This window comes from Streptomyces sp. NBC_01808, from assembly GCF_035917395.1.
GTDB lineage: Bacteria > Actinomycetota > Actinomycetes > Streptomycetales > Streptomycetaceae > Streptomyces.
Window position 1 is genome coordinate 5,352,103 of sequence record NZ_CP109072.1, and the last position, 20,519, is coordinate 5,372,621.

Consider the following 20,519-nt stretch of genomic DNA (forward strand, 5'->3'; position numbering starts at 1 on the left):
CGCCCCCGGTCCCGGGGGCGCGCCGCCGGCGTCAGCCGGTGCAGTACTGGGCCTCCTTGCCGATCGAGCGGTACATGCAGTCGGCGTTCTCCAGCAGTTGCAGCACCGCGTCCCGGTTGCGGCTGGTCTCCCGGTCGATGACCTCGTCGGGCGGGTAGAACCCGCCGCCGCTCGCCGAGCGCGGGTACATCTCGAACGTGTAGCTGAAGATCTTCTGCTCGCCCCAGAGGTAGTCGTTGACCGACCCGTCCGTGATGTAGAGGTCGCTCGACTGCTGCGGCGTGTAGCCGTTGCTCGCGGCCATCTTCTGGCCGACCGCCGCGAACGCGTCGCGGTCGTCCTGCGTCAGGCCGGGGCCCGTGTCGTTGTACGTGTACCCGTACGGCCACAGCACCAGCTCGCTGTACGTGTGGAAGTCGATGCCGGCCTTGATCTGCTGCTTGCCGCCTACGACCCGGCTGCGCGCGAAGTCGGCGACGACCTTGACCTCCTTGGCCGACTCGGCCGCGCTGCCGCGGTAGGTCTCGGACGACGTGCTGCCGGAGGAGCCGCCGCAGCAGCCCCAGCGGTAGTTCCAGTTGCGGTTCAGGTCCGTGCCGACCGCGGTGGAGCCGGTGTTGGGCTGGCGGTTCTTGCGCCAGCTCCGGTACGAGCCGGTGGCGATGTCGTACTCGCCGCCGTCCGGGTTCAGATCCGGCACGATCCAGATCTCGCGGCCGTCGACGACGTCGGTGATCCGCTGGTCGGTGCCGTAGCCGTCGGCGAACTCGCCCAGCAGGTACAGCGCCATCTCGACGGTCAGGTGCTCGCGGGCGTGCTGGTGGTGGGTGAAGAGGACCTCGGGCTCGTTCTCGTCGGTGCGCACGTTGTCGCTGACCTTGACGGCGACGATGTCGCGCCCCTGGTACGAGGTGCCGATGACCCGCTTGCTGATGAGGTCCGGTTTCGCGGCGATCAGCCGGTCGATCTCCGCGGTCATCTCCGCGTAGTTGTGGTAGCCGGAGTCGGCCGGCGGGAAGTCGAGCGTTGTAGGGGGCTTGTCCGCCAGCCGCGCGGGCGGGGCGGGGAGCTGTTCGAGCCGGTAGCCGAGCGCGCGGAGCTGCCGGGCCTGGGCGCCGTCGGCGGAGACGACCACGGAGTGGTCGCGTACCTCGTCGACGGACACGCCGGTGGCGGCGAGGCGGGTACGGGCCTCGCGGCCGGTCTGGCCCGGGACTTCGTACTGCCGGATCTGCCGGATCTGCCGGATCTGCTCGGTCCGTTGCGCCTGGGCGGTGCCCGTCCCGCTGGTCCCCGCCGGTTCGGCGCCGGGTTCCGCGCCTGCGGCGCTGAGGGCGCCGGCGGCGGTGAGGGCGAGCACCGCGGTCAGGGTCACCGACCGAATGCGTAGTCGCATGCCTGCTCCTGGATGTGGAGGTGTGGGGTGGTGCATGGCGACGTCGTGTCGTGTGGGGCTGTGGTGCGCGTCAATGGTTCTGAACCTGGCGTGGTCAGGTCAAGAGGCGGCCCCGGCCATCCGCCGCGTACGCCCTCTTGTGCGCCCGTCCGCGGATCCCTTATCAATGCCGGAGATCGCAGGGGGGACGAGTTGCGAAGGAGCCGCTCATGGCTGACCGCACCGAGCCTGCGTCCGCACCACCCGTGATGAGAAAGGCCAAGTGGCGCCACGTCGGGCCGGGGATCGTCGTCGCCGCGACCGGCGTCGGCGCCGGCGACCTGGTGGCCACGCTGCTCGCCGGCAGCAAATTCGGCTACACCCTTCTGTGGGCCGCCGTCATAGGCTGCGTCGTCAAGATCGCCCTCGCCGAGGCCGTCGGCCGCTGGCATCTGGCCACAGGACGCACCCTGTTCGAGGGCTGGCGCACCCTCGGCGTCTGGACCTCCGTCTACTTCGCGATCTACGTCGTCATCTGGGGCTTCGTCTACGGCGCCACCGCCATGTCGTCCTCCGCGCTGCCGCTGGTCGCACTCTTCCCGGACGGTCCCGAGCTGAAGGTCTGGGGCATCCTCACGGGCCTGGTCGGCCTGGTCTTCGTCTGGTTCAACCGCTACGCGGTCTTCGAGAAGGTCATGACCGTCCTCGTCGGCGTCATGTTCGTGGTCGTCGTGTACGTCGCGATCCGCGTCTCCCCGAACATCGGGGACGCCTTCGCGGGGCTGTGGCCCACGCTGCCCGACGACTCGCTGCTGTACACCCTCGGCCTGATCGGCGGCGTCGGCGGCACGATCACCATGGCCGCGTACGGCTACTGGGTCAACGCCAAGGGCTGGACCGACATCGGCTGGCTGAAGGTCATGCGGCTGGACAACCGGGTCGCGTACCTCACCACCGGCATCTTCGTCGTCGCGATGCTGCTCCTCGGCGCCGAGCTGCTGCACGCCACCCAACTCACGCTGGAGTCGGGCGACAAGGGGCTCGTCGACCTCGGCGACATCCTTGAGGAGCGCTACGGCGCGGGCACCGCGAAACTCTTCCTCGTCGGCTTCTTCGCCACCTCGTTCACCTCGCTCATCGGCGTCTGGCACGGCGTCAGCCTGCTCTTCGCGGACTTCGTCGAGAACGTGCGCGGCGCGGGCGGCGGCGACGGCAGCGCGCGGGAGGTCGCCGCGGGCAGCCGGGAGCGGTCGCTGCCGTTCCGCGCGTACCTGTTGTGGCTGACCTTCCCGCCGATGACGCTGCTCTGGCTCGACCAGCCGTTCGCCATCGTCATCACGTACGGCGTGCTCGGCGCGTTCTTCATGCCGTTCCTCGCGCTGACGCTGCTGTGGCTGCTCAACACCGACCGCACCCCGCGGCAGTGGCGCAACGGCCTGCTCAGCAACGCGCTGCTGACCGTCTCCGGGATGCTCTTCATCGTGCTGTGCGTGCAGCAGATCAGGGACCTGCCCTGGTAGCGGGGCGATACGGGCCCGCCCGCCCGGGTTGCACGGGCGGGCGGGCCGTGGGCCGACGGCGCGGCCTGCGGTGCGGGAGGCGGCCGGCCGCGGACGGCCGGTCAGGGCAGGGCGGGAGCCGGAACGGCTGGTCAAGGGCGTTGTCAGTGTCTGGGTTTACGCTGCCTGCGTGAAGATCGTGACGCAGGTCAAGCTGATGCCGGACGCTGTACAGGCGTCGGCGCTGTCGGCGACCCTGCGTACGGTCAACGACCTGGCGAACTGGGTGTCCGAGGTGGCGTTGGTGTGGATCTCGGCATCGTCAACATCGCCACCGCGTCCACCGGTTACCAGGCCGCCGGACGCCGGCTCAACCGGTACCGCAAGCGGCAGCTCGCCCTGCGGCGCAAGCTCCAGAAGAACGCCTCCCACGTCCTTGCCCGCAGGGGCGAGAGCGTGTGGACTGCGGGGGGTGAGTCACGCGCCCCAGCCGCCCGGCCAACCGGCTGAACGGCTCAGACGCAGGAGGCCATCTCACAGCCAGTGGGAACCTTCCCGCATACCGGGACCCTCAGGGCCCGGGCAGTTGACGCCGTTCTCCAGGTTGACGTCGAAGCCCTGCCCACTATGAGCGCGTACACGTGCGACGTGGGGCGTGCTGCACAACTTGGTCGAGATCAATGCGCGCGCCAAGCCTTCCCGCGCGAAGGTCGTACCTCGAACGGCACCGTCCGGCCCGCCCCCGGCACGCACCCCAACCGTCTTTGCATAAAAGGTGTTTCCGCAGCCCACGTCCCGGTTATGGTGCTCAGAGCGTGTCTGAGACCGGTGGGGGGACGCCCGACGTGCCAACAGCCATCGCAGTCACCGGCCCCGACCTCGTGCTCCCCGCCCCCGGCCGGCACGGGCCGCTCGGCCGGCAGGGCCCGCCCGGCCTCCCGGGACCCACGGTGATGGCGCTGCGCCACCCGCGGGAGCAGCCCCTGGAGGAGGCGCTGGCGGAGGTGTCCGCCGTGCTGGAGCAGCACGGCTTCCTCGTCGTGCTCCACCCCGCCGCAGCCCCCGCCGAGGTGGTCCGCCGGCTGCACACCGTGCGGTCCGTGCTGGAGAGCGACCGGATGGCGCTGATCCCGCTCCCGTTACCGCCGCTGGCCGTCGCCGTCATCGCCCGCCAGTTGCTCCAGTTGTCCACCGCCGACCTCGGCGCAGGCGTGCTCGCCACCGCAGCCCGGCTGCTCACGCACTACATCCACGCGGGCGCCGTGCTCGGCAGCGTCGCCAAGCTCGACCGGGTGCCGGTGACCCTCGGCGCGCACGCCCGCTCCTGGGTGCCGGGCGCGCAGTTCGCCGTCCTCGCCGCGCCCCGCCCCCGGTTGGTACGGATCGGCCGCGACCCCGTGCCGCCGGGACCCGACTTCGCCACCGGGCTCGTGCACGCCTCCGGGCGCGCCGACGCGGCCTGGGTCACCGGCGAACTCGCCGCCGGCTGGCGGGTGGAGGCGATGGAGATGGCGCCGCTGCCCGCGGCCTCCGCGCCCTGGTGGGCGACGGACAAGGTGTGCGAGTTCGCCGCCGGGATCACCGACCCGCTGGTGCTGAGCCGGCTGGTCGCCTCGGTGCAGCGGGCCCGCTGCTCGTGGTGCGGTCTTGAGATCATCGGCGACCGGTGCCTGCTCTGCGCCACCCCGGTGCCGCCGGGGCCCGCCGCCCCTTCGCCCCCGCTGCCGCAGGCGGTGCCGGCGCCCGTACCGCACCAGGGTGCGCCCCCGCCCGTCGCGCAGCCGCCGCCGCAGTCCGTACCGCCGCCGTACCACCAGCCCGCCGTCGGCGCGGCCCCACCGTCACCCCCCGAGATCAACCGTTGAGGTCCCGTCGATGAACTCACGCCAGCGTCGCGGCATCATCCTCGTCCTGCTGTCGGTCCTCGTCGCACTCGGCGCCTTCGCCGGCGTGCTGGCGTTCGTCAGCGACGTGGAGTCCAAGGTCGGCGACGAGGCCACCGCGTACCGGCTCACCACCGACGTCGAGGCGTACGAGCCGCTGGAGCCCGACCAGTACGAGAAGACGACCATGCCGAAGCGCTGGCTGCCCGACACCGCGGTCACCGACCCGGGCGAGCTGGCCGGGAAGGTCGCGCTCACGCCGCTGAAACAGGGCTCGCTGCTGCAGAGCGACATGGTCAGCGGGCGCCCGGACCTGGAGCCCGGACAGCAGGAGATCGCCATCATGATCGACGCCTCCACCGGCGTCGCCGGGAAGATCACGCCGGGCGCGCGGGTCAACATCTTCGCCACCTTCGACGCCCAGGGCGACGGCGACAAGCCCGTCTCCCAGGTGATCGTCGCGGGCGCCCGGGTCATCGACGTCGGCGAGCTGACGCCGATCGAGCGCACCGGCGACGACGACCCGCGGGCCGACGAGGGCGAGGCCGTGCCGATCACCTTCGCCCTCGGCACCTCCGACGCGCAGCGCGTGGCGTACGCGGAGTCCTTCGCCACCCATGTGCGCCTCGCGCTGGTCGCCCCCGGCGAGGAGGACACCGACATCGCCCCCGAGGACCGCACGTACACCCTCGACGAGGACCGGTGAGGGGCCGCACATGACCATCCGCATCCGGCGAAGGGCCGTCGTCCCGCGGGCGTACGGGACGCGGGACGCGCTCCCGCGCGCGTACCCCTCGGAAGGGGGGCGGCGGCCATGACCGTACGCATCCAGCCCGTCATCGCCGACCCCGACGCGGCGCGCGCCACCGTCTCGCTGCTCCACCAACTGCCCGACGCCGAGGCCGCCGCGCCGATCGGCGACTCCGTCGCGCTGCTCGACCACCTCGCGACGCTCGCCGGCACCGGCGTGGCGGAACTGCCCGAGGTCGTCCTCGTGCACGAGCGGATCGGTCCGGTGCCCGCGCTGGAGCTGATCCGCGACGTCGCGCTGCGCTTCCCCGCCGTGGGCACCGTCCTCGTCACCGCCGACACCTCGCCCGCCGGCTACTCCGCCGCCATGGACGCCGGCGCCCGCGGCGTCGTCGGGCTGCCGCTGGCGTACGAGGAGCTGGCCGCCCGGGTGCAGGCCGCCGCGCAGTGGAGCGGCGGCGTCCGGCGGCACCTCGGCGCCGCGACGGGTCCTGAGGCGTTCGGCGGTCCCGGCGGCACGCTCGTCACCGTCAGCGGCGCGAAGGGCGGCGTCGGCACCACCGTCGCGGCGGTGCAGCTCGCGCTCGCCGCGCGGGCCGCCGGGCGGCAGGTGGCGCTGGCCGACCTGGACCTGCAGTCCGGCGACATCGCCTCGTACCTCGACGTGCAGTTCCGCCGCTCGGTCGCGGACCTGGCGGGCATCAAGGACATCTCGCCGCGCGTGCTCCAGGACGCCGTCTTCACCCACCACACCGGTCTCGGCCTGCTGCTCGCCCCCTCCGAGGGCGAGCGCGGCGAGGACGTCGACGACCGCGCGGCACGGCAGACGCTGAGCGCACTGCGGTCGCGGTACGAGGTGGTGGTGCTCGACTGCGGCAGCCAGGTGACCACTCCGAACGCCGCGGCCGTCGAACTCGCCGACGTGGCACTGCTCGTGACGACGCCCGACGTGATCTCCGTACGCGGCGCGAAGCGCATGCTGCGGCTGTGGGACCGGCTGCAGATCCGCAAGGCGGAGGACACCGTCGTGCTGGTCAACCGGCTCACCCGGAACACCGAGATCCAGCCGTCGATCATCGCGCGGGCCACCGGGACGACGGTGGCGCGCACGGCGGTGCCCGCGGCGTTCAAGGAGCTGCAGCCGCTGGTGGACGCCGGGCGGCTGCAGGACCTGGAGCAGAAGTCGACGGTGCGGCAGGCGCTGTGGGCGGTGGCGGGCGAGCTGGGGCTGACGGTGGTGCCGGACCAGGCGGGCCCGGGTGCGGCCGGCGGTCCGGGCGGTCCCGGCGGTCCGGGGGCGCACGGGGGCGGCGGTCAGCGGGCGCTGGGCGCGGGCGCCGGTCCGGGCGCCGTCGCCGCCGGCGGCCGCGGCACGGGCCCCGCGCCCCAGGTCGCACCGCCCGGCGCGAAGCCTGCGCTGCCGCCCGGCGCCCCGGGGGCGCCGGGCCCTGCCACCGCGCCGGGTCCCGCGGCAGGGCGCGGGGGGCGCCGCTGGGGGGACCGCGGGCAGGTGTCGGTGGAGTTCGCCGGCATGCTGCCGCTGATCGCGCTGGTCCTCGTCGTCGTCTGGCAGTTCGTCCTCGTCGGCTACACCTACTCGCTCGCCGGCAACGCCGCCGACATGGCCGCCCGCGCCGCCGCCGTCGGCGGCGACCCGGCCGCCGCGGCGGCTGAGGACCTGCCGGACGCCTGGGACGCCTCGGTGTCGGTCGGCTCGTCGAACGGCGTCACCACCGCGAAGGTCGACCTGAAGGTCCCGGTCCTCTTCCCGGGCGGGCTGGACTTCCCGTTCACGGTCAGCGGCACCGCGGGCGCGACGGACGAGGGAGGCTGAGGGTGGGGAGCGGATCGCGTACGAAACGGCTCCGCGCCGAGCGGACCGCGCCGGGGCCGGTCGAGGACCGGGAGCCGCCCGCACGGTGCCGCCGGAGGGCCGGCGACCCGCCGGCCCGGCCTGGTGCGCAGGCCGAGCGCTGCGCGCCGGCGGCGGAGGACTCGCCGGCCGTCCCATTCCGGCTCAGGGGCCGCGGGTTGCGGGCCCGCGTCGCTGCCGGGGCGGAGCACCGCGTGCCGGCTGCGGACGACTGGCCGGTCGTGCCGGCCCGGCGAGGGCACCGCGCGCCGGCGTCGGCCGTGGACGGCCCGCCCGTCTCGCCGGCCCGGCGAGGGCACCGCGACCGGGGGTCCGTGGCGATCGAGTACATCGGCTTCCTGCCCGTGCTCATCTTCATCGCGCTCGCCGCCGTGCAGTTGGGCATCGCCGCCTACACCGCCTCCCAGGCCGGCACCGCCGCCCGGGCCGCGGCGCGGATGGAGTCCCTGGACGACCCGCCGTCCTCCGCCGCGGCCGCCGGCGCCGCGGCGATCAGCGACTGGCTGGACGCCGGCTTCTCGGTCTCCTCGGGCGACGGCGAGGTCACCGTCACCGCCAGCGTCGAGATCCCCTCCCTCATCCCCGGCGTCGACAACTTCGGCTCGGTGGAGCGCAGCTCCACCATGCCGCGGGGGAAGGACTGACGATGAGCCTGCGGGCCCGTATCACCACCCCCGACCACAGCACGGAGGGCCACGGCGAGACCCTCGTCCCCACCTACCGCGCCAAGCTGCTGGAGGAGATCGACCTCGCCGAGATGTCGGCGCTGTCGCCCGCCGAGCGGCGCGCCCGGCTGGAGCGGGTGCTCGGCCACATCCTCAGCCGCGAGGGCCCCGTGCTCTCCACCGCAGAGCGCTCGCAGCTCATCCGCCGCGTCGTGGACGAGGCGCTGGGGCTCGGCATCCTGGAGCCGCTCCTGGAGGACCCGAGCGTCACCGAGATCATGGTCAACGGCCCCGACCGGATCTACGTCGAGCGGGCCGGCCGGGTCGAGCAACTGCCGCTGCGGTTCGCCTCCGACGACCAGCTGATGCAGACCATCGAACGCATCGTCTCCACCGTCAACCGCCGCGTGGACGAGTCGACCCCCATGGTCGACGCCCGGCTGCCCACCGGCGAGCGGGTCAACGTCATCATCCCGCCGCTGTCGCTGACCGGGCCGACGCTGACGATCCGCCGTTTCCCGCGCTCGTACACCCTCGCCGAACTCATCGGCCTCGGCACCCTCGACGAGCACATGCTGCTGCTGCTCTCCGGCCTGGTCCGGGCGAAGTTCAACGTCATCGTCTCCGGCGCCACCGGCGCCGGGAAGACCACCCTGCTGAACTCGCTCTCCGGGCTCATCCCCGAGCACGAGCGGATCATCACCGTCGAGGACGCCGCCGAGCTGCAGTTGCAGCAGTCGCACGTCATCCGTCTGGAGTCGCGCCCGCCGAACGTCGAGGGCAAGGGCCGGATCACCATTCGCGACCTCGTACGCAACTCGCTGCGCATGCGCCCCGACCGCATCATCGTCGGCGAGGTACGCGGCGGCGAGACGCTGGACATGCTGCAGGCCATGTCCACAGGACACGACGGCTCGCTGGCCACCGTGCACGCCAACTCCGCCGAGGACGCGCTGATGCGGCTGCAGACGCTGGCGTCGATGTCGGACGTCGAGGTGCCCTTCGAGGCGCTGCGCGACCAGATCAACTCGGCCGTCGACGTGATCGTGCAGCTCGCGCGGCACACCGACGGCACCCGCAAGATCGACGAGATCGTGATGCTGTCGTCCCGCGGCCGGGAGGTCTACCAACTGGTGTCCGTCTGCCGTTTCCGTGCCCTGCCGATCAGCTCGGACCGGATCGTCCGCGGCCAGTTCGAGTTCTCGCCGCTGCCGCGGCGCACCGGCGACCGCCTGTTCTACGCCGGCGAGCCGGTACCGCCGGCGTTCGGGGTGGCGCCCTCGGAGCGGCACCTGCAGACGCGGGAGGCGAGGTGATGGACCGCCAGCAACTGTTCGCGCTCGTCGTCGGCCTGTCACTGCTCGCCGGCGCGCTCGCCGTGTGCGGCGTCGCCGTCTACGCCGCGGGCCGCGCCCGCCGCGCCGAGCTGCTCGACCGGCTCGCCGACGCCGGCGACCGGCGGCCCCGGCGCCGCTTCGCGGAGGTCGACCGGCGGGTGCGGCCGACGCGCGTCGGCCGCTATCTGGAGCAGCGCATCGCGACGACCGGGCTGGACGTCACACCGGGCGAGTTCACGGTGTACGTGCTCGCCGGCGTCGCCGTGCTGTGGCTGCTCGCCGACGCGCTGTTCGCCGCGTTCTTCGGTCCGATCGCCGGGCTCATCGGGGTGTGGTGCGCGCACGCCTACCTCAACCGGCAGCGGCAGAAGCGCATCGAGGCGTTCATCAACCAGCTCCCCGACCTCTCCCGCATCCTCGCCAACGCCACCCAGGCCGGCCTCGCCCTGCGCACCGCGCTCGGCCTGGCCGCCGAGGAGCTGGAGGCGCCGGCCGGCGAGGAGCTGACCAAGGTCACCGACCAGCTCGCCGTGGGCGTACCGCTCGACGACGCCCTCGGCGACCTCGCCGAGCGGCTGCCGTCGCGCGAGCTGTCCGTGCTCGTCTCCACGCTGGTGCTCTCCAACAAGGCCGGCGGCCAGGTCGTCGGCTCGCTGCGGAACCTCACCGGCACCCTCAACGACCGCAAGGAGACCCGCCGCGAGGTGCGCACCCAGCTCTCGCAGGTCACCCTCACCGCGTACACCGTGCCCGTCATGGGCATAGGCACCCTGCTGCTGACCGACCAGGTGATGCCCGGCTCCATCGAGCGCATGGGCTCCTCGCCGCTCGGCCAGGGTGCGGTCCTGACGGCGGTCGGGCTGTACGCGCTGGCCATCCTGCTCATCCGCCGGCTCGCGAAGATCGACGTCTGAGGGGCCGGGACTCACATGGCATACGGAACCCTCGGCCTGCTCCTCGCCGCCGCCGTCGGCCTCGCCGTCTTCGGCGTCCTCAGCGGCATCCGCGTCTACCGCGCCGAGGTCAAGCTCCCCAGCGACCTCCAGGTGGCCCTGGAGGTCGGCGCCACCCGCACCACCGTCGTCGGCTCGCTCATCGACCGGCTCGGGATGCGGTTCGCGCCGCTGGTGCTGAAGCTGATGGGCCGGCGGGCGGTGGAGAGCAAGCGCCGCAAGATAGACCGCGCGGGCAACCCCGGCGGCCTGACGATCGACCGCTACGCCGCCCGCCGCGCCGTCTACGCCGCCATCGGCTACGGCGGCGCGCTCACCCTGCTCTCCTCCGGCCAGTGGGTCGGCGCCCTGGTGCTGGCGGCCTTCGGCTACGGCTGGGCGGAGGTCGGCATCTGGGCGGCCGTACGCAAGCGGCGCGACGTCATCGAACGCACGCTGCCCGACTTCCTCGACGTCCTGGCCGTGGTGGTCAGCGCGGGGCTCGGCTTCCGGCAGGCGCTGGACCGCGTCAGCGAACGCTACTCGGGCCCCTGGGCGGACGAACTGCGCATCACCCTGCGCCAGATGGACATGGGCGTCTCCCGCCGGCAGGCGTTCGAGGAGCTGCGCCGCCGCAACGACTCCGAGCAGGTCGCCCAGTTCGTCACCGCACTCCAGCAGGGCGAGGACCTGGGCGCACCGATCGTCGAGACCCTGATACAGATCGCCACGGACCAGCGGCGCACGGATGCCCAGAACGCGCGCCGGCGTGCGTCCCGGGCGATCCCGAAGGCGACGCTGCTGATCACCAGCCTGATGGTGCCGGCGACGATCATCCTGCTGGTGACGGCGGTGTATCTGGGCTCCGGCTCGGAGTTCGGCGTGCTGACGGAGTAGCGGGTGGAGCCTTTCGCGGAGGCGCTACGACACCAGCGGACGCACCTCCTCGGCCACCCACCGGACGAAGGCCACCGGATCGGGCTCGTCGGCGGTCGGCTGGAGCACCACCGTCGTCGCCCCGGCCGCCGCCCAGCGGTCCACGGCGGCCGCGACCGCCGCGGCGTCCCCGGCGACATGGGCCTCCGCGGCGGGATCCCAGCCCATCCGGCGGGCGTCCTCGGCGAGCCGGCGCTCGGCGCCGGGCCCGGTGGCGACGAGGATCGAGGCGACGAGCGGATGCTCCCCGCCCCGCCCGGCGGCCTCCCGCCCGGCCCGTACCGCCTCGGCGGCCTCCTGCACCACCTCGGGCGAGGCACCCCCGGCGAGGATCGTCCCGTCGGCCGACTCCCCGGTGAGCCGCAGGGTCTTGGGCCCCGTACCCCCGGAGAACACCGGCGGCGCCGCGGCCGGCGGCCAGGCCAGCTCGACGGCGTCGAGCGTGACGTACCGCCCGTCGACGGTGACCTTCTCCCCGGCGAGCAGCGCGCGCAGCGCGGTCAGATGCTCGCGCAGCAACGTCAGCGGCGACGCGGCCCGCGCCCCCACCTGCCCCATCCACGACTGCACCCCGTGCCCCACGCCGAGCGTCACGCGCCCGGGGAAGAGCCGGTGCAGGGTGGCGGTCTCCATGGCGACCAGCGCGACGTTCCGCAGCGGCACGGGCAGGATCCCGATGGCGACGTGCACCCGCTCGGTCCAGGCGAGCACGGCGGCGGCGGTGGCGACCCCGCTCTCGTAGAAGCAGTCCTCCCACACCCACAACTCGTCGATCCCGGCCTCGTCGGCGGCGCGGGCCACGGCGCGAAGCTGCTCGGGAGGGAACTGGGGAATGAACACGGTGGCAAGTCTCGTCATGCGGCGACGGTACCCGGGACGGCCGACACCACCCGGGAGGCGGACATCCCGGGGTATTCCCCGCCGGCCTCTCGCATGCGCGAGGGGGGTGTGGGACAGTCGGCAAGCGGCCGGTTACGCTGCGCACGTGGACGCGCCGCGGCGCGGGCCGCCGCAGGTGTAAGGCGGGCGGCGAGGGGGAGGACGGAAAATGGCCGTTCCTGACGCCAAGTCCGCTGTTACAGACCACAATTGGCTTGACGGACCGACGGCAACGGCCGCGTTGTCCGACTCCGGAGGTAGACCGCATGTGGAAACCCAACGACGTGCTGCTGAGGTCCCTGGCCGCCACCCAGCGGCTGCACCGCGGCCGCAAGCGCGATCGGGGGCAGACAGCGGTGGAGTACCTGGGGATCATCGCGGTTTCCGTGGTGATCGTGCTGGTGCTCATCCAGTCGGGGCTGGGGGACACGATCCTCAGCAAGATCAAGGCGCAGATCGACAAGCTGCCCTGAGGTCCGATACCGGCCAGGCATTTCCCCTCTACATCGCGGCCATCGGCGGACTGCTTTTTCTGGCCGTCGCGTACTTCGCCGTCGGCCAGGCCGTGGCGCACCGCAACTACGCCCAGGGGGCGGCCGACGCCGCCGCGCTGGCCGCCGCCCACGACGCGCGCGAGCAGTTGTCGGAGGGGTTGCTGGACACGCTCCTCGACCCGGACTCGTGGGACGACCTCCTCGGAGGCGAGGGCTTCGAGTACGGGTCCGCCTGCGCCGCGGCGCAGGATTTCGCCGCCAAGAACGACGCGGACACGACCGCGTGCGACCGTGTTTACGACCCGGACGACGGTTTCACGGTGACGGTGCGGAATCGCGAGGCCGTGGGGGACACGCTCGTCCCGGGAACGGAGAGCAAGCGCTCCGAGGCCACGGCGACGGCGGTGCTCGAATCCCGGTGTGACGTGAAGGAGCCCGAGGGCGGCGACGAAGGCGGTGGCGGAGACGAGGACCGTGACGAGGACCGGGACGAAGACCGGGACGAGCCGCCGCCGTTGGAGCTCGACTGCGACGGCGGCGACTGGTCCATCGACCCCGAAGACATCGATCTCCTGCCCGACCCGGAGGACCTCTTCTCCGTACGTCTCGTCGAATGAAGCGAAGGAACCCGGCACATGAGCATGTGGCGCACGAGCAGAGCCGCCCAGGGGATCGCCGCCGCGGCGCTGGCTGTCGGTCTGGCCCTCTCCGCCGCCGGCTGCGGCAGCGGCGACGACGGGGACGGTGGCGACGACGGGAAGTCGTCCGAGTCTTCCCAGGCGCAGGACAAGAACGGCCAGGCAGGCGGAAGCCAGGACCAGGGCGAGGAAGAGGTCCCGGAGGAGCCGATCGTCGAGGTGAAGAACCAGGCGGGCGTCGTGCTCGGCGTCATGGAGATCAGGCGGGACTCCGGCGGCTTCGTCACGCTGAACGGAGAGCTGGAGAACACCGGCGAGGAGTCCTACCTGGACACGCACCTGTGGGCCGGCAGTGAGGAAGGGGTCGACAAGACCTCGCTCATGGGCGCCACGCTGGTGGACGGGGACGGGAAGAAGCGTTACTACGCCCTGCGCGACACCGACAAGCGCTGCCTGTGCACCTCCGGGCTGAGCATCCTCGAAGCCGGCAAGACCGTTCCCGTCTACATACAGTTCCCCGCCCCGCCCGACGACACCACCGAGGTCGAGTTCCAACTCCCCACGTTCCCGCCCGTCACAGTCGAGATCACGGACTGAGGTGAGCACCGCGATGCCCTCCCGCACAGGCGTAGCGCTCGCGCTCGCCTCCTTTCTCGCCGCCACCCCCGGTGTCGCGCACGCGCTCCCCGCGCAGGACGACGTCCCCGTCCCCTCCTCGCCGCCCGGGACCAGCACCTCCGCGCCGCCGCCCGTCGAGACCGACGCCAACGACCCCGATCTCCGGCTGGAGGAGGGCGCCACCCTCGACGAGCCCAAGGTGCTGGACATCGTCTCCGTCGTCGAGACCCAGGGCGGTGAGGAGCGGCGGTCCGACTCCAACTCGACCATCACCATCGCGCTGCAGGCCGAAGTCCTCTTCCCCAAGGACAGCGCCAAGCTCACCGGCCAGGCGCAGTCCCGGATCGCCGCCATCGCCGACGAGATCGAGCAGAACAGCCCGGACACCGTCCGCGTCTTCGGCTTCACCGACGACCTCGGGTCGTACGAGCACGGCGTCACGCTCTCCAAGAACCGCGCCAACGCCGTGCACCAGGAGCTGACCAACACCCTCCAGGCCGCAGACATCACCTACGTCGTCCGCGGCTACAGCGAGGACTACCCCATCGCCGACAACGCCACCGAGGAAGGCCGGAAGCAGAACCGGCGGGTCGAGGTGAGTTTCCCCCGGGGGCAGTGACCCGGATGTCCGTCGTGCCCGGTATGCTCGCGTCGGCGCGCCTGCGTGCCGGGAGGGGGCGAGGACCGCGTGACCTTCGTGGGGCGGGTGCTGCGGGTTGCCGCTGCCGTGGCCGGTGCCGCGGTGGTGCTGGGCGGCGTGCTGTGGCTCGCCGACGACGTGCTACGGGGTCCGCCCGCCGACTCCGCCCAACTGCGCCCCGATGCCGGGCGGTCGGCCGGCACGTCGACCTACGCCGCCGCCGAGTTCGCCGAGCACGTCACCGGAGTCGAGACCGAGTGGGAAGGCGACACCGCGGTGCGTACGGTCATCTCCACCGACCTCGCCGACGACGCCGCCGGCCGCCGGATCGCCGTCGGCATCGAGGTGGCGCATATGCAGCAACTCCTCGCCGACTGCGTCGAGAAGCTGCCCGTGGTCGTCGTCAACGACCGCGAAGGCGACGAGATCCGTCACGGGGACGTCCTCAGCTTCTCCCGGCAGCGGGGCGACGACTGCCCGGGACGGGCGCCCCGGACCTCCTGAGCCCCGCTCAGAACCTGCGCACCGTCCCCGGCGTGCGGGTCGCGTACGCCGTGAACGCCGCCCACGCCTCCGGCGTGAACGTGAGCACCGGACCGTCCGGCGTCTTGGAGTCCCGTACGTGCACCACCCCGGCCCCGGCGGCGACCTCCACGCACTTGGCCCCGGCCCCGCGGCTGTAGCTGCTCCTCCGCCATTCCAGGCCATCAGGGCCGTGCTCGGTGCTCATCGGTCTCCCCGCCGTATGTCACGTACCGCGCGCCGGACCACGACGCGCCCAAGGCCGCCCAATGCGGGCACAAACCTCGAAACGAATGACGACACGGCACGGCACTTAGTTCCCGCAGTGCCCGTTGTTACCGCTTTTTCCGTGCGTTCCCCGTCAGCGGCCCGCGGCAGCAGGCGGTGCCGTCCGGGCCGCGGCGGACGAGGAGTCCGGCCGCCGGGTCGGGTACGGCGTCCAGCGCCGCCCGTACGCCCGGCAGCCGGCGCCACGCCTCCCCGTCGCTCTCCTCGCGGAACGCGATCTCGAAGACGATCCCGTCGGAGTGGACGTGCCATTCCCAGGTCGATGCCCGGTTGCTGATCGCCGACTCGACGAGCGCGTACTCGTACGCGTCCTTCCACCGCAGTGCGGAGGAGTGCGCGTCGAACACCTCGATGGACCACCAGTCGCCCATGGCTGCTTCCTTCGGCTTCCCGCCGCGGTCTTCGCCGGTTCTCCGGCCCACCACCGTAGGCCGGTGCGCGTGCGCGTACCAGGGGCGCTCAGGGTGCGTCGAGGGGCGCTGGCCCGCGGGCCACCGGCGGTCTGCCACCGGGCAACTCCCGTGCGCTCCCCGGGTGTCGGGCTCAGCCCTCGATGAGCCGCTCCAGCACCGCCTGGAACTCCTCGTCCACCATGATCTTGATACCGTCCTCGTCCATCGCGCTGAGCCGGGTCAGCGCACCGGCCCGCCACCAGTAGACGTCGGGGGTGATCCGCCCGACGCCCTCCTCGAAGCCCGCCGCGGCGAACTGCGCGAGGGTGTTGAGGCCGGCTATCACATGCCGGTCGCGGATCGCGTGGAACGCGAGCTGGTGCCGGAACGGCACCGCCACCAGTGCCCCGTCGGTGCTCAGGCCGCGGCCGGTGATCCGGGGCACCAGCTCGTCCAGCGTCAGCACCAGGCTCGCCGTGAACATCGACTCGCCCATCACCACGTCGACGCGGGCGCCTTCCTCCTGCTCGATCGTCTCGTGCGCCTCGACGCGCAGCCGGCGCAGGTTGTCCAGCGCCCGCGCCCGCAGCACGGCGACGTCGCCGAAGGGCTCCAGCGAGGAGCGGGGGAGGACCATGACGCTCTCCGGGAGGTCGAGCGCCAGCACCTCGCGCAGCCCCTCGGCGAGGGGGCGCGCGTAGTCGAAGCCGTCGGAGCCGGTCATCTCGTCGGGCAGCAGTCGCGGGTAGAGCTGGGAGCGGAACTTCTCCGCCGGCATGGTGTCCAGCACCGAGGGGCCGTCCATGGCCCGGAGCATGATGCCGATGTGGCGGCGGGTCAGCTCGGGCCAGACGCGCGGCCCGCGGGTGTCGTTGTGGCAGACCGCCGCCAGGTTGCCCAGGCCGAACTGCCGGCCCGAGCTGTCGGTCACCGCGTCCGCGCCGACCGTCACCTCAAGGCCCTGCTCGGCGAAGGCCGCGTGGACCCCGGCGCGGAAGCGGGCGCCCTCGTCCTCGGAGAAGAACTCGAACGAGGCGTCGCGCGTGGTGTCCCGCCCGTCGCGGCGCGGCTTGCGACCGAATATCCCCACGGTGGTGCCCCCTGTACGTCCGTACGTCGTCCGCGCCCGGCCCGGCGTGCGGGCCCCGATCACGGTCGTTTTCGATCGTAGCGAGCGCCACTGACGCTCCCGCCGCCCGGTCAGTCCGCCTCCGCAGGGGCGGGGCCGACGCCCAGGCGCACCCCCGGCCGGATGCCCCAGCCGGCGAACGCGCCCGCCTCCGCCTCCAGTACGTGCCGGGCCCGCAGCCGGGGGCGGCCGAGGCGGCCGGGGGGCATGGTGCGTACGGCCAGGACCGTCAGCCGGCGGTCGAGGTACGCGACGTCGATGGCGAAGCGCATGCCGAGGGTGTGCACGCCCTGGGCGGGGGTGAGGAGGAGGGCGCCGGCCAGGCCGTCGCGGCCCAGCAGGCCGCGGCTGCGGCGGGCGAAGGAGGACGCCACCTCCAGCGGCAGCCGGTCCGTGCCGGTGCCGACGGTGAGCGTCGCCGGTCCGTCGGGCCAGGCGGGCATGGCGGGCCTCCCCCCGAGGTGTCGCTACGGGCCGGGAGCCACCCCGTACGGTTCCCCGGCCCGGCCCCCGAGCCGCCACCGTACCGCCGCGGGCCCGTCCCCGTACCGCCGCCAGCCCGCCGTAGTACCGCCGCCAGCCCGCCGCCGTACCGCCGCCGACCCGCCCCTGCCCCGCCCGCGGGAGCGCCGTTAGGCTCACCCCGTGCTCGCCGTCCTCCTCGTCGTCCTCGCCGCCGGCTACGGCGCCGCCGCCGGGGCCCTGCTGCCCCGGGCCGCCTACCGGCTCTCCGTGGCCGCCGACGAGCCGTGGCACGACCGCTGCCCGCAGGACCACCCCCTGCCCGGCTGGGCCGGCCCGGCGACGTGCAAGGAGTGCGGCGGGAGCCCGTACGGGCTGCGCATGTGGCTCCCGGCCACCGCGACCGCCGCCGCCTGCGCCGCGCTCGCCGCCGCCACGGGACCCGAGCCGGAGCTGGCGGTCTGGCTGCTGCTGGCGCCCTTCGGGGTGCTGCTCTTCGCGGTCGACCGGGCGGTGCGCCGCCTCCCGGACGTCCTGACGCTGCCGCTCGCGGGGGCGGCCGTGGTGCTGCTGGGGGGTGCGGCGCTCGTAGGAGGCGCGGGATCGTGGACGCGCGCCCTGCTGGGTGGCCTCGCGCTGGGGGCGATCTACTTCCTGCTCTTCTTCCTCAACCCCGCCGGCATGGGCTTCGGGGACGTGAAGCTGGCGCTCGTGCTGGGCGTCGCGCTCGGCTGGTACGGCTGGGACGTGCTGTTCACCGGCTCGTTCGCCGGTCTGCTGCTGGGTGCGGGGTACGCGATCACCATGCTGGCGGCCCGCCGGGTCGGCCGGAAGACGGGCATCGCGTTCGGCCCCTTCATGATCGTCGGGGCCTTCGCGGGGCTCGTCGTCGGCGGACTGGCGGCCGGCTGAGCGGCGCGGGGACGGGTCCGCCCGTACGCCCCGCACGCCCCCCCGAACCCCTCCCGTGAGCCGCGAACCGCCCCGTGCGAGTGACCTGATCGCAGCGGAGTTCGTATACGGAACGTCACCGAACGAGCACTTTTCGAGGTGACCCGTCCGTTCCGGTACTGAGCACCCCTCACCCTGGGTTATGGTGGAACTCCCCCCCTCGGGCCGGTCCGTATCCCCCCCACGGACCGGCCCGTTCCCTTTTCTGTGGACGGCCCCGCCGGGCGCCCTCACGTACGGGCTCTCAGCCGCGTCCGGCCCAGATGTTGACGCCGCTCGTCGTCTTCGCGAACCCGTCGATCTCCGCCAGCTCCGCCGCCGTCAGCTCCGCCGCGCCCAGCGCCGCGACGTTCGCCTCCAACTGCGCCACGCTCGACGCGCCGATGAGCGCCGACGTCATCCGCGGGTCCCGCAGCACCCAGCCCAGTGCGAGCTGCGCCAGCGACTGCCCGCGGCCGCGCGCGATCTCGTTCAGCCCGCGCAGCCGCCGCACCACCTCGTCCGTCAGCAGCTCGGGATCCAGCGACTTGTTCTGCGCGGCCCGCGAGTCCGCCGGGATGCCGTCCAGGTACTTGTCGGTCAGCATCCCCTGCGCCAGCGGCGCGAAGGAGATGCAGCCCATGCCCTCCGCCTCCAGGGTGTCGAGGAGTTCGTCGTCCTCGGTCCAGCGGTTGATCATCGAGTACGAGGGCTGGTGGATCAGCGGCCGTACGCCCATCTCCCGCAGCAGCCGGGCGGCTTCGCGCGTCTGCTCCGCGGTGTACGAGGAGACGCCGACGTACAGCGCCTTGCCCTGCTGCACGGCGGACGCCAGCGCGCCCATCGTCTCCTCCAGCGGGGTGTCCGGGTCGTAGCGGTGCGAGTAGAAGATGTCGACGTAGTCCACGCCCATGCGGCCGAGCGACGCGTCCAGCGACGACAGCAGGTACTTGCGCGAGCCCCACTCGCCGTAAGGACCGGGCTGCATCAGGTAGCCCGCCTTGGTCGACAGCACCAGCTCGTCGCGGTACGGGCGGAAGTCGGCGGCGAAGATCCGGCCGAAGTTCTCCTCCGCGGAGCCGGGCGGCGGGCCGTAGTTGTTCGCCAGGTCGAAGTGGGTCACCCCGAGGTCGAACGCGCGCCGCAGGATGGCGCGCTGCGACTCCAGGGAGCGGTCGTCGCCGAAGTTGTGCCAGAGACCGAGGGAGATCTCCGGGAGCTTCAGGCCGCTGCGACCCGTCCGGCGGTAGGTCATCGCGTCGTAGCGGGTGTCTGCTGGCAGGTAAGGCAAAAGACTGTTCACAAAACCTGCCTATCACGAACCCGGTGCGCCCCTGTGACAGGACTGTGGCATAGCGGGCAGTACTGTGGCGCCTTCCGGGGGGTGTTCCGAACGTACGACGGAAGGGCTGAACGCCGGATGACCTGGCGCGGCATCGTGTATCGCGTTTACGAGAAGCGCCTGGAGCGCCGTCTCGACCCGGCCCGTGTGCCCAAGCACATCGGCGTCATCCTGGACGGCAACCGTCGCTGGGCCCGCGCCGCGGGCGGCACCACCGAGCAGGGCCACCAGGCCGGCGCCGAGAAGATCCACGAGCTGATCCGCTGGTGCCGCGAGACCGACGTCGAGGTGCTCACGCTCTGGCTGCTGTCGACCGACAACCTGGACCGCCCGGAGCCCGAGCTGAACCCGCTGCTCGCCATCATCGAGGAGGCCGTCTCCGGCGTCGCCGGGCGCGGCGGCGCGCAGGTGCACCACGTCGGCAACCTCGACCTGCTGCCCATGCGGACCCAGCGGATCCTCAAGGAGGCGGAGGAGGCCACCCACCTCGTGGTCACCGGGCCCGGCAGCGGCGCCGTCCTGGTCAACGTCGCCGTCGCATACGGCGGCCGGCAGGAGATCGCCGACGCCGTGCGCTCGATGCTCGGCGACGCCGCCGACCAGGGCAGGTCGCTCGCCGACGTGGCCGAGACCGTCGAGGTGGAGCACATCGCGCAGCACCTCTACACCCGCGGCCAGCCCGACCCCGACCTGGTGATCCGCACCAGCGGCGAACAACGGCTGTCCGGGTTCATGCTGTGGCAGTCGGCGCACTCCGAGTACTACTTCTGCGAGGTCTTCTGGCCCGCGTTCCGCCGCGTCGACTTCCTGCGCGCCCTGCGCGACTACGCGGCCCGCCACCGCCGCTTCGGCGGCTGAAACCCCCCGCGGCGCACCCTTTAGCACGTATCCACCGTTACGGCCCCTTGGCCACAGGCATTGCATGCCCCGGGGCT

At 72.8% G+C, this 20,519-nt stretch carries 23 protein-coding genes; 16 read left to right on the forward strand and 7 right to left on the reverse strand.

Features of this window, described 5'->3' with window-relative positions; translation table 11 throughout:
* Positions 1 to 31: 31 nt before the first annotated feature.
* Positions 32 to 1,396 (reverse strand): M14 family metallopeptidase, encoded by a 1,365-nt coding sequence (locus OG946_RS23860; protein WP_326798049.1) that lies wholly within the window; start codon positions 1,394 to 1,396, stop codon positions 32 to 34.
* A gap of 209 nt (positions 1,397 to 1,605) precedes the next feature.
* On the opposite strand from OG946_RS23860, the gene OG946_RS23865 reads away from it, so the two are divergent.
* The 9 genes from OG946_RS23865 (at position 1,606) to OG946_RS23905 (ending at position 11,211) form a co-directional block, all read left to right on the forward strand.
* Positions 1,606 to 2,895, forward strand: coding sequence for an Nramp family divalent metal transporter (locus OG946_RS23865; protein ID WP_326798050.1), 1,290 nt, complete (start codon positions 1,606 to 1,608; stop codon positions 2,893 to 2,895).
* 285 nt (positions 2,896 to 3,180) lie between these two features.
* Positions 3,181 to 3,384, forward strand: a complete 204-nt coding sequence (locus tag OG946_RS23870; protein WP_326798051.1) for a hypothetical protein — start codon at positions 3,181 to 3,183, stop codon at positions 3,382 to 3,384.
* A 371-nt stretch (positions 3,385 to 3,755) separates the two neighbouring features.
* Positions 3,756 to 4,739, forward strand: a complete 984-nt coding sequence (locus tag OG946_RS23875; protein WP_326800355.1) for a hypothetical protein — start codon at positions 3,756 to 3,758, stop codon at positions 4,737 to 4,739.
* 10 nt (positions 4,740 to 4,749) lie between these two features.
* A complete protein-coding gene (cpaB, locus tag OG946_RS23880) occupies positions 4,750 to 5,463 on the forward strand; it encodes a Flp pilus assembly protein CpaB (RefSeq protein ID WP_125936816.1) in 714 nt (237 codons plus the stop codon).
* Between the two features lie 108 nt (positions 5,464 to 5,571).
* Complete coding sequence (locus OG946_RS23885) at positions 5,572 to 7,341, forward strand: AAA family ATPase (protein ID WP_326798052.1); 1,770 nt, start codon at positions 5,572 to 5,574, stop codon at positions 7,339 to 7,341.
* A 233-nt stretch (positions 7,342 to 7,574) separates the two neighbouring features.
* On the forward strand, positions 7,575 to 8,024 hold the full coding sequence (locus OG946_RS23890; RefSeq protein ID WP_326798053.1) for a TadE/TadG family type IV pilus assembly protein: 450 nt from the start codon (positions 7,575 to 7,577) through the stop codon (positions 8,022 to 8,024).
* A gap of 2 nt (positions 8,025 to 8,026) precedes the next feature.
* Positions 8,027 to 9,361 carry a CpaF family protein gene (locus OG946_RS23895; RefSeq protein ID WP_326798054.1) on the forward strand — a complete coding sequence of 445 codons (1,335 nt, stop codon included), beginning with the start codon at positions 8,027 to 8,029 and terminating at the stop codon, positions 9,359 to 9,361.
* Positions 9,361 to 10,296, forward strand: coding sequence for a type II secretion system F family protein (locus OG946_RS23900; protein WP_326798055.1), 936 nt, complete (start codon positions 9,361 to 9,363; stop codon positions 10,294 to 10,296). Before OG946_RS23895 ends, OG946_RS23900 begins: the two co-directional genes overlap by 1 nt.
* 15 nt (positions 10,297 to 10,311) lie before the next feature.
* Positions 10,312 to 11,211 carry a DUF5936 domain-containing protein gene (locus OG946_RS23905; RefSeq protein ID WP_326798056.1) on the forward strand — a complete coding sequence of 300 codons (900 nt, stop codon included), beginning with the start codon at positions 10,312 to 10,314 and terminating at the stop codon, positions 11,209 to 11,211.
* A 24-nt stretch (positions 11,212 to 11,235) separates the two neighbouring features.
* Here OG946_RS23905 and OG946_RS23910 read toward each other — a convergent pair whose 3' ends face one another.
* On the reverse strand, positions 11,236 to 12,108 hold the full coding sequence (locus tag OG946_RS23910) for an LLM class flavin-dependent oxidoreductase (RefSeq protein ID WP_326798057.1): 873 nt from the start codon (positions 12,106 to 12,108) through the stop codon (positions 11,236 to 11,238).
* 287 nt (positions 12,109 to 12,395) lie between these two features.
* Between OG946_RS23910 and OG946_RS23915 the strand changes: the two genes are divergently transcribed.
* The 5 genes from OG946_RS23915 (at position 12,396) to OG946_RS23935 (ending at position 15,023) form a co-directional block, all read left to right on the forward strand.
* Complete coding sequence (locus OG946_RS23915; protein ID WP_101426327.1) at positions 12,396 to 12,602, forward strand: hypothetical protein; 207 nt, start codon at positions 12,396 to 12,398, stop codon at positions 12,600 to 12,602.
* Entirely contained in the window at positions 12,599 to 13,240 is a 642-nt protein-coding gene (locus OG946_RS23920) for a pilus assembly protein TadG-related protein (RefSeq protein WP_326800356.1), read from the forward strand. Before OG946_RS23915 ends, OG946_RS23920 begins: the two co-directional genes overlap by 4 nt.
* 18 nt (positions 13,241 to 13,258) lie before the next feature.
* Positions 13,259 to 13,858 carry a hypothetical protein gene (locus OG946_RS23925; RefSeq protein ID WP_326798058.1) on the forward strand — a complete coding sequence of 200 codons (600 nt, stop codon included), beginning with the start codon at positions 13,259 to 13,261 and terminating at the stop codon, positions 13,856 to 13,858.
* Positions 13,859 to 13,871: 13 nt separating this feature from the next.
* Complete coding sequence (locus OG946_RS23930) at positions 13,872 to 14,498, forward strand: OmpA family protein (protein WP_326798059.1); 627 nt, start codon at positions 13,872 to 13,874, stop codon at positions 14,496 to 14,498.
* A gap of 69 nt (positions 14,499 to 14,567) precedes the next feature.
* Positions 14,568 to 15,023: a hypothetical protein gene (locus OG946_RS23935; protein WP_326798060.1), complete on the forward strand. Its 456-nt coding sequence runs from the start codon at positions 14,568 to 14,570 to the stop codon at positions 15,021 to 15,023.
* Positions 15,024 to 15,030: 7 nt separating this feature from the next.
* Here the strand turns inward: OG946_RS23935 and OG946_RS23940 are convergent, their stop codons facing one another.
* The 4 genes from OG946_RS23940 to OG946_RS23955 form a co-directional block, all read right to left on the reverse strand.
* On the reverse strand, positions 15,031 to 15,249 hold the full coding sequence (locus OG946_RS23940; protein ID WP_326798061.1) for a DUF397 domain-containing protein: 219 nt from the start codon (positions 15,247 to 15,249) through the stop codon (positions 15,031 to 15,033).
* Between the two features lie 127 nt (positions 15,250 to 15,376).
* A complete protein-coding gene (locus OG946_RS23945; protein WP_326798062.1) occupies positions 15,377 to 15,700 on the reverse strand; it encodes a hypothetical protein in 324 nt (107 codons plus the stop codon).
* Between the two features lie 172 nt (positions 15,701 to 15,872).
* Positions 15,873 to 16,811 (reverse strand): hypothetical protein, encoded by a 939-nt coding sequence (locus OG946_RS23950; protein ID WP_326798063.1) that lies wholly within the window; start codon positions 16,809 to 16,811, stop codon positions 15,873 to 15,875.
* 110 nt (positions 16,812 to 16,921) lie between these two features.
* Positions 16,922 to 17,293 (reverse strand): DUF192 domain-containing protein, encoded by a 372-nt coding sequence (locus OG946_RS23955; protein WP_326798064.1) that lies wholly within the window; start codon positions 17,291 to 17,293, stop codon positions 16,922 to 16,924.
* A 202-nt stretch (positions 17,294 to 17,495) separates the two neighbouring features.
* Between OG946_RS23955 and OG946_RS23960 the strand changes: the two genes are divergently transcribed.
* Entirely contained in the window at positions 17,496 to 18,224 is a 729-nt protein-coding gene (locus OG946_RS23960; protein ID WP_326798065.1) for an A24 family peptidase, read from the forward strand.
* 283 nt (positions 18,225 to 18,507) lie between these two features.
* Here OG946_RS23960 and mgrA read toward each other — a convergent pair whose 3' ends face one another.
* Positions 18,508 to 19,545, reverse strand: a complete 1,038-nt coding sequence (gene mgrA, locus OG946_RS23965; protein ID WP_078898420.1) for an L-glyceraldehyde 3-phosphate reductase — start codon at positions 19,543 to 19,545, stop codon at positions 18,508 to 18,510.
* 117 nt (positions 19,546 to 19,662) lie between these two features.
* Here mgrA and OG946_RS23970 point away from each other — a divergent pair, with 117 nt between their 5' ends.
* A complete protein-coding gene (locus tag OG946_RS23970) occupies positions 19,663 to 20,442 on the forward strand; it encodes an isoprenyl transferase (RefSeq protein ID WP_326798066.1) in 780 nt (259 codons plus the stop codon).
* Positions 20,443 to 20,519 lie beyond the last annotated feature (77 nt).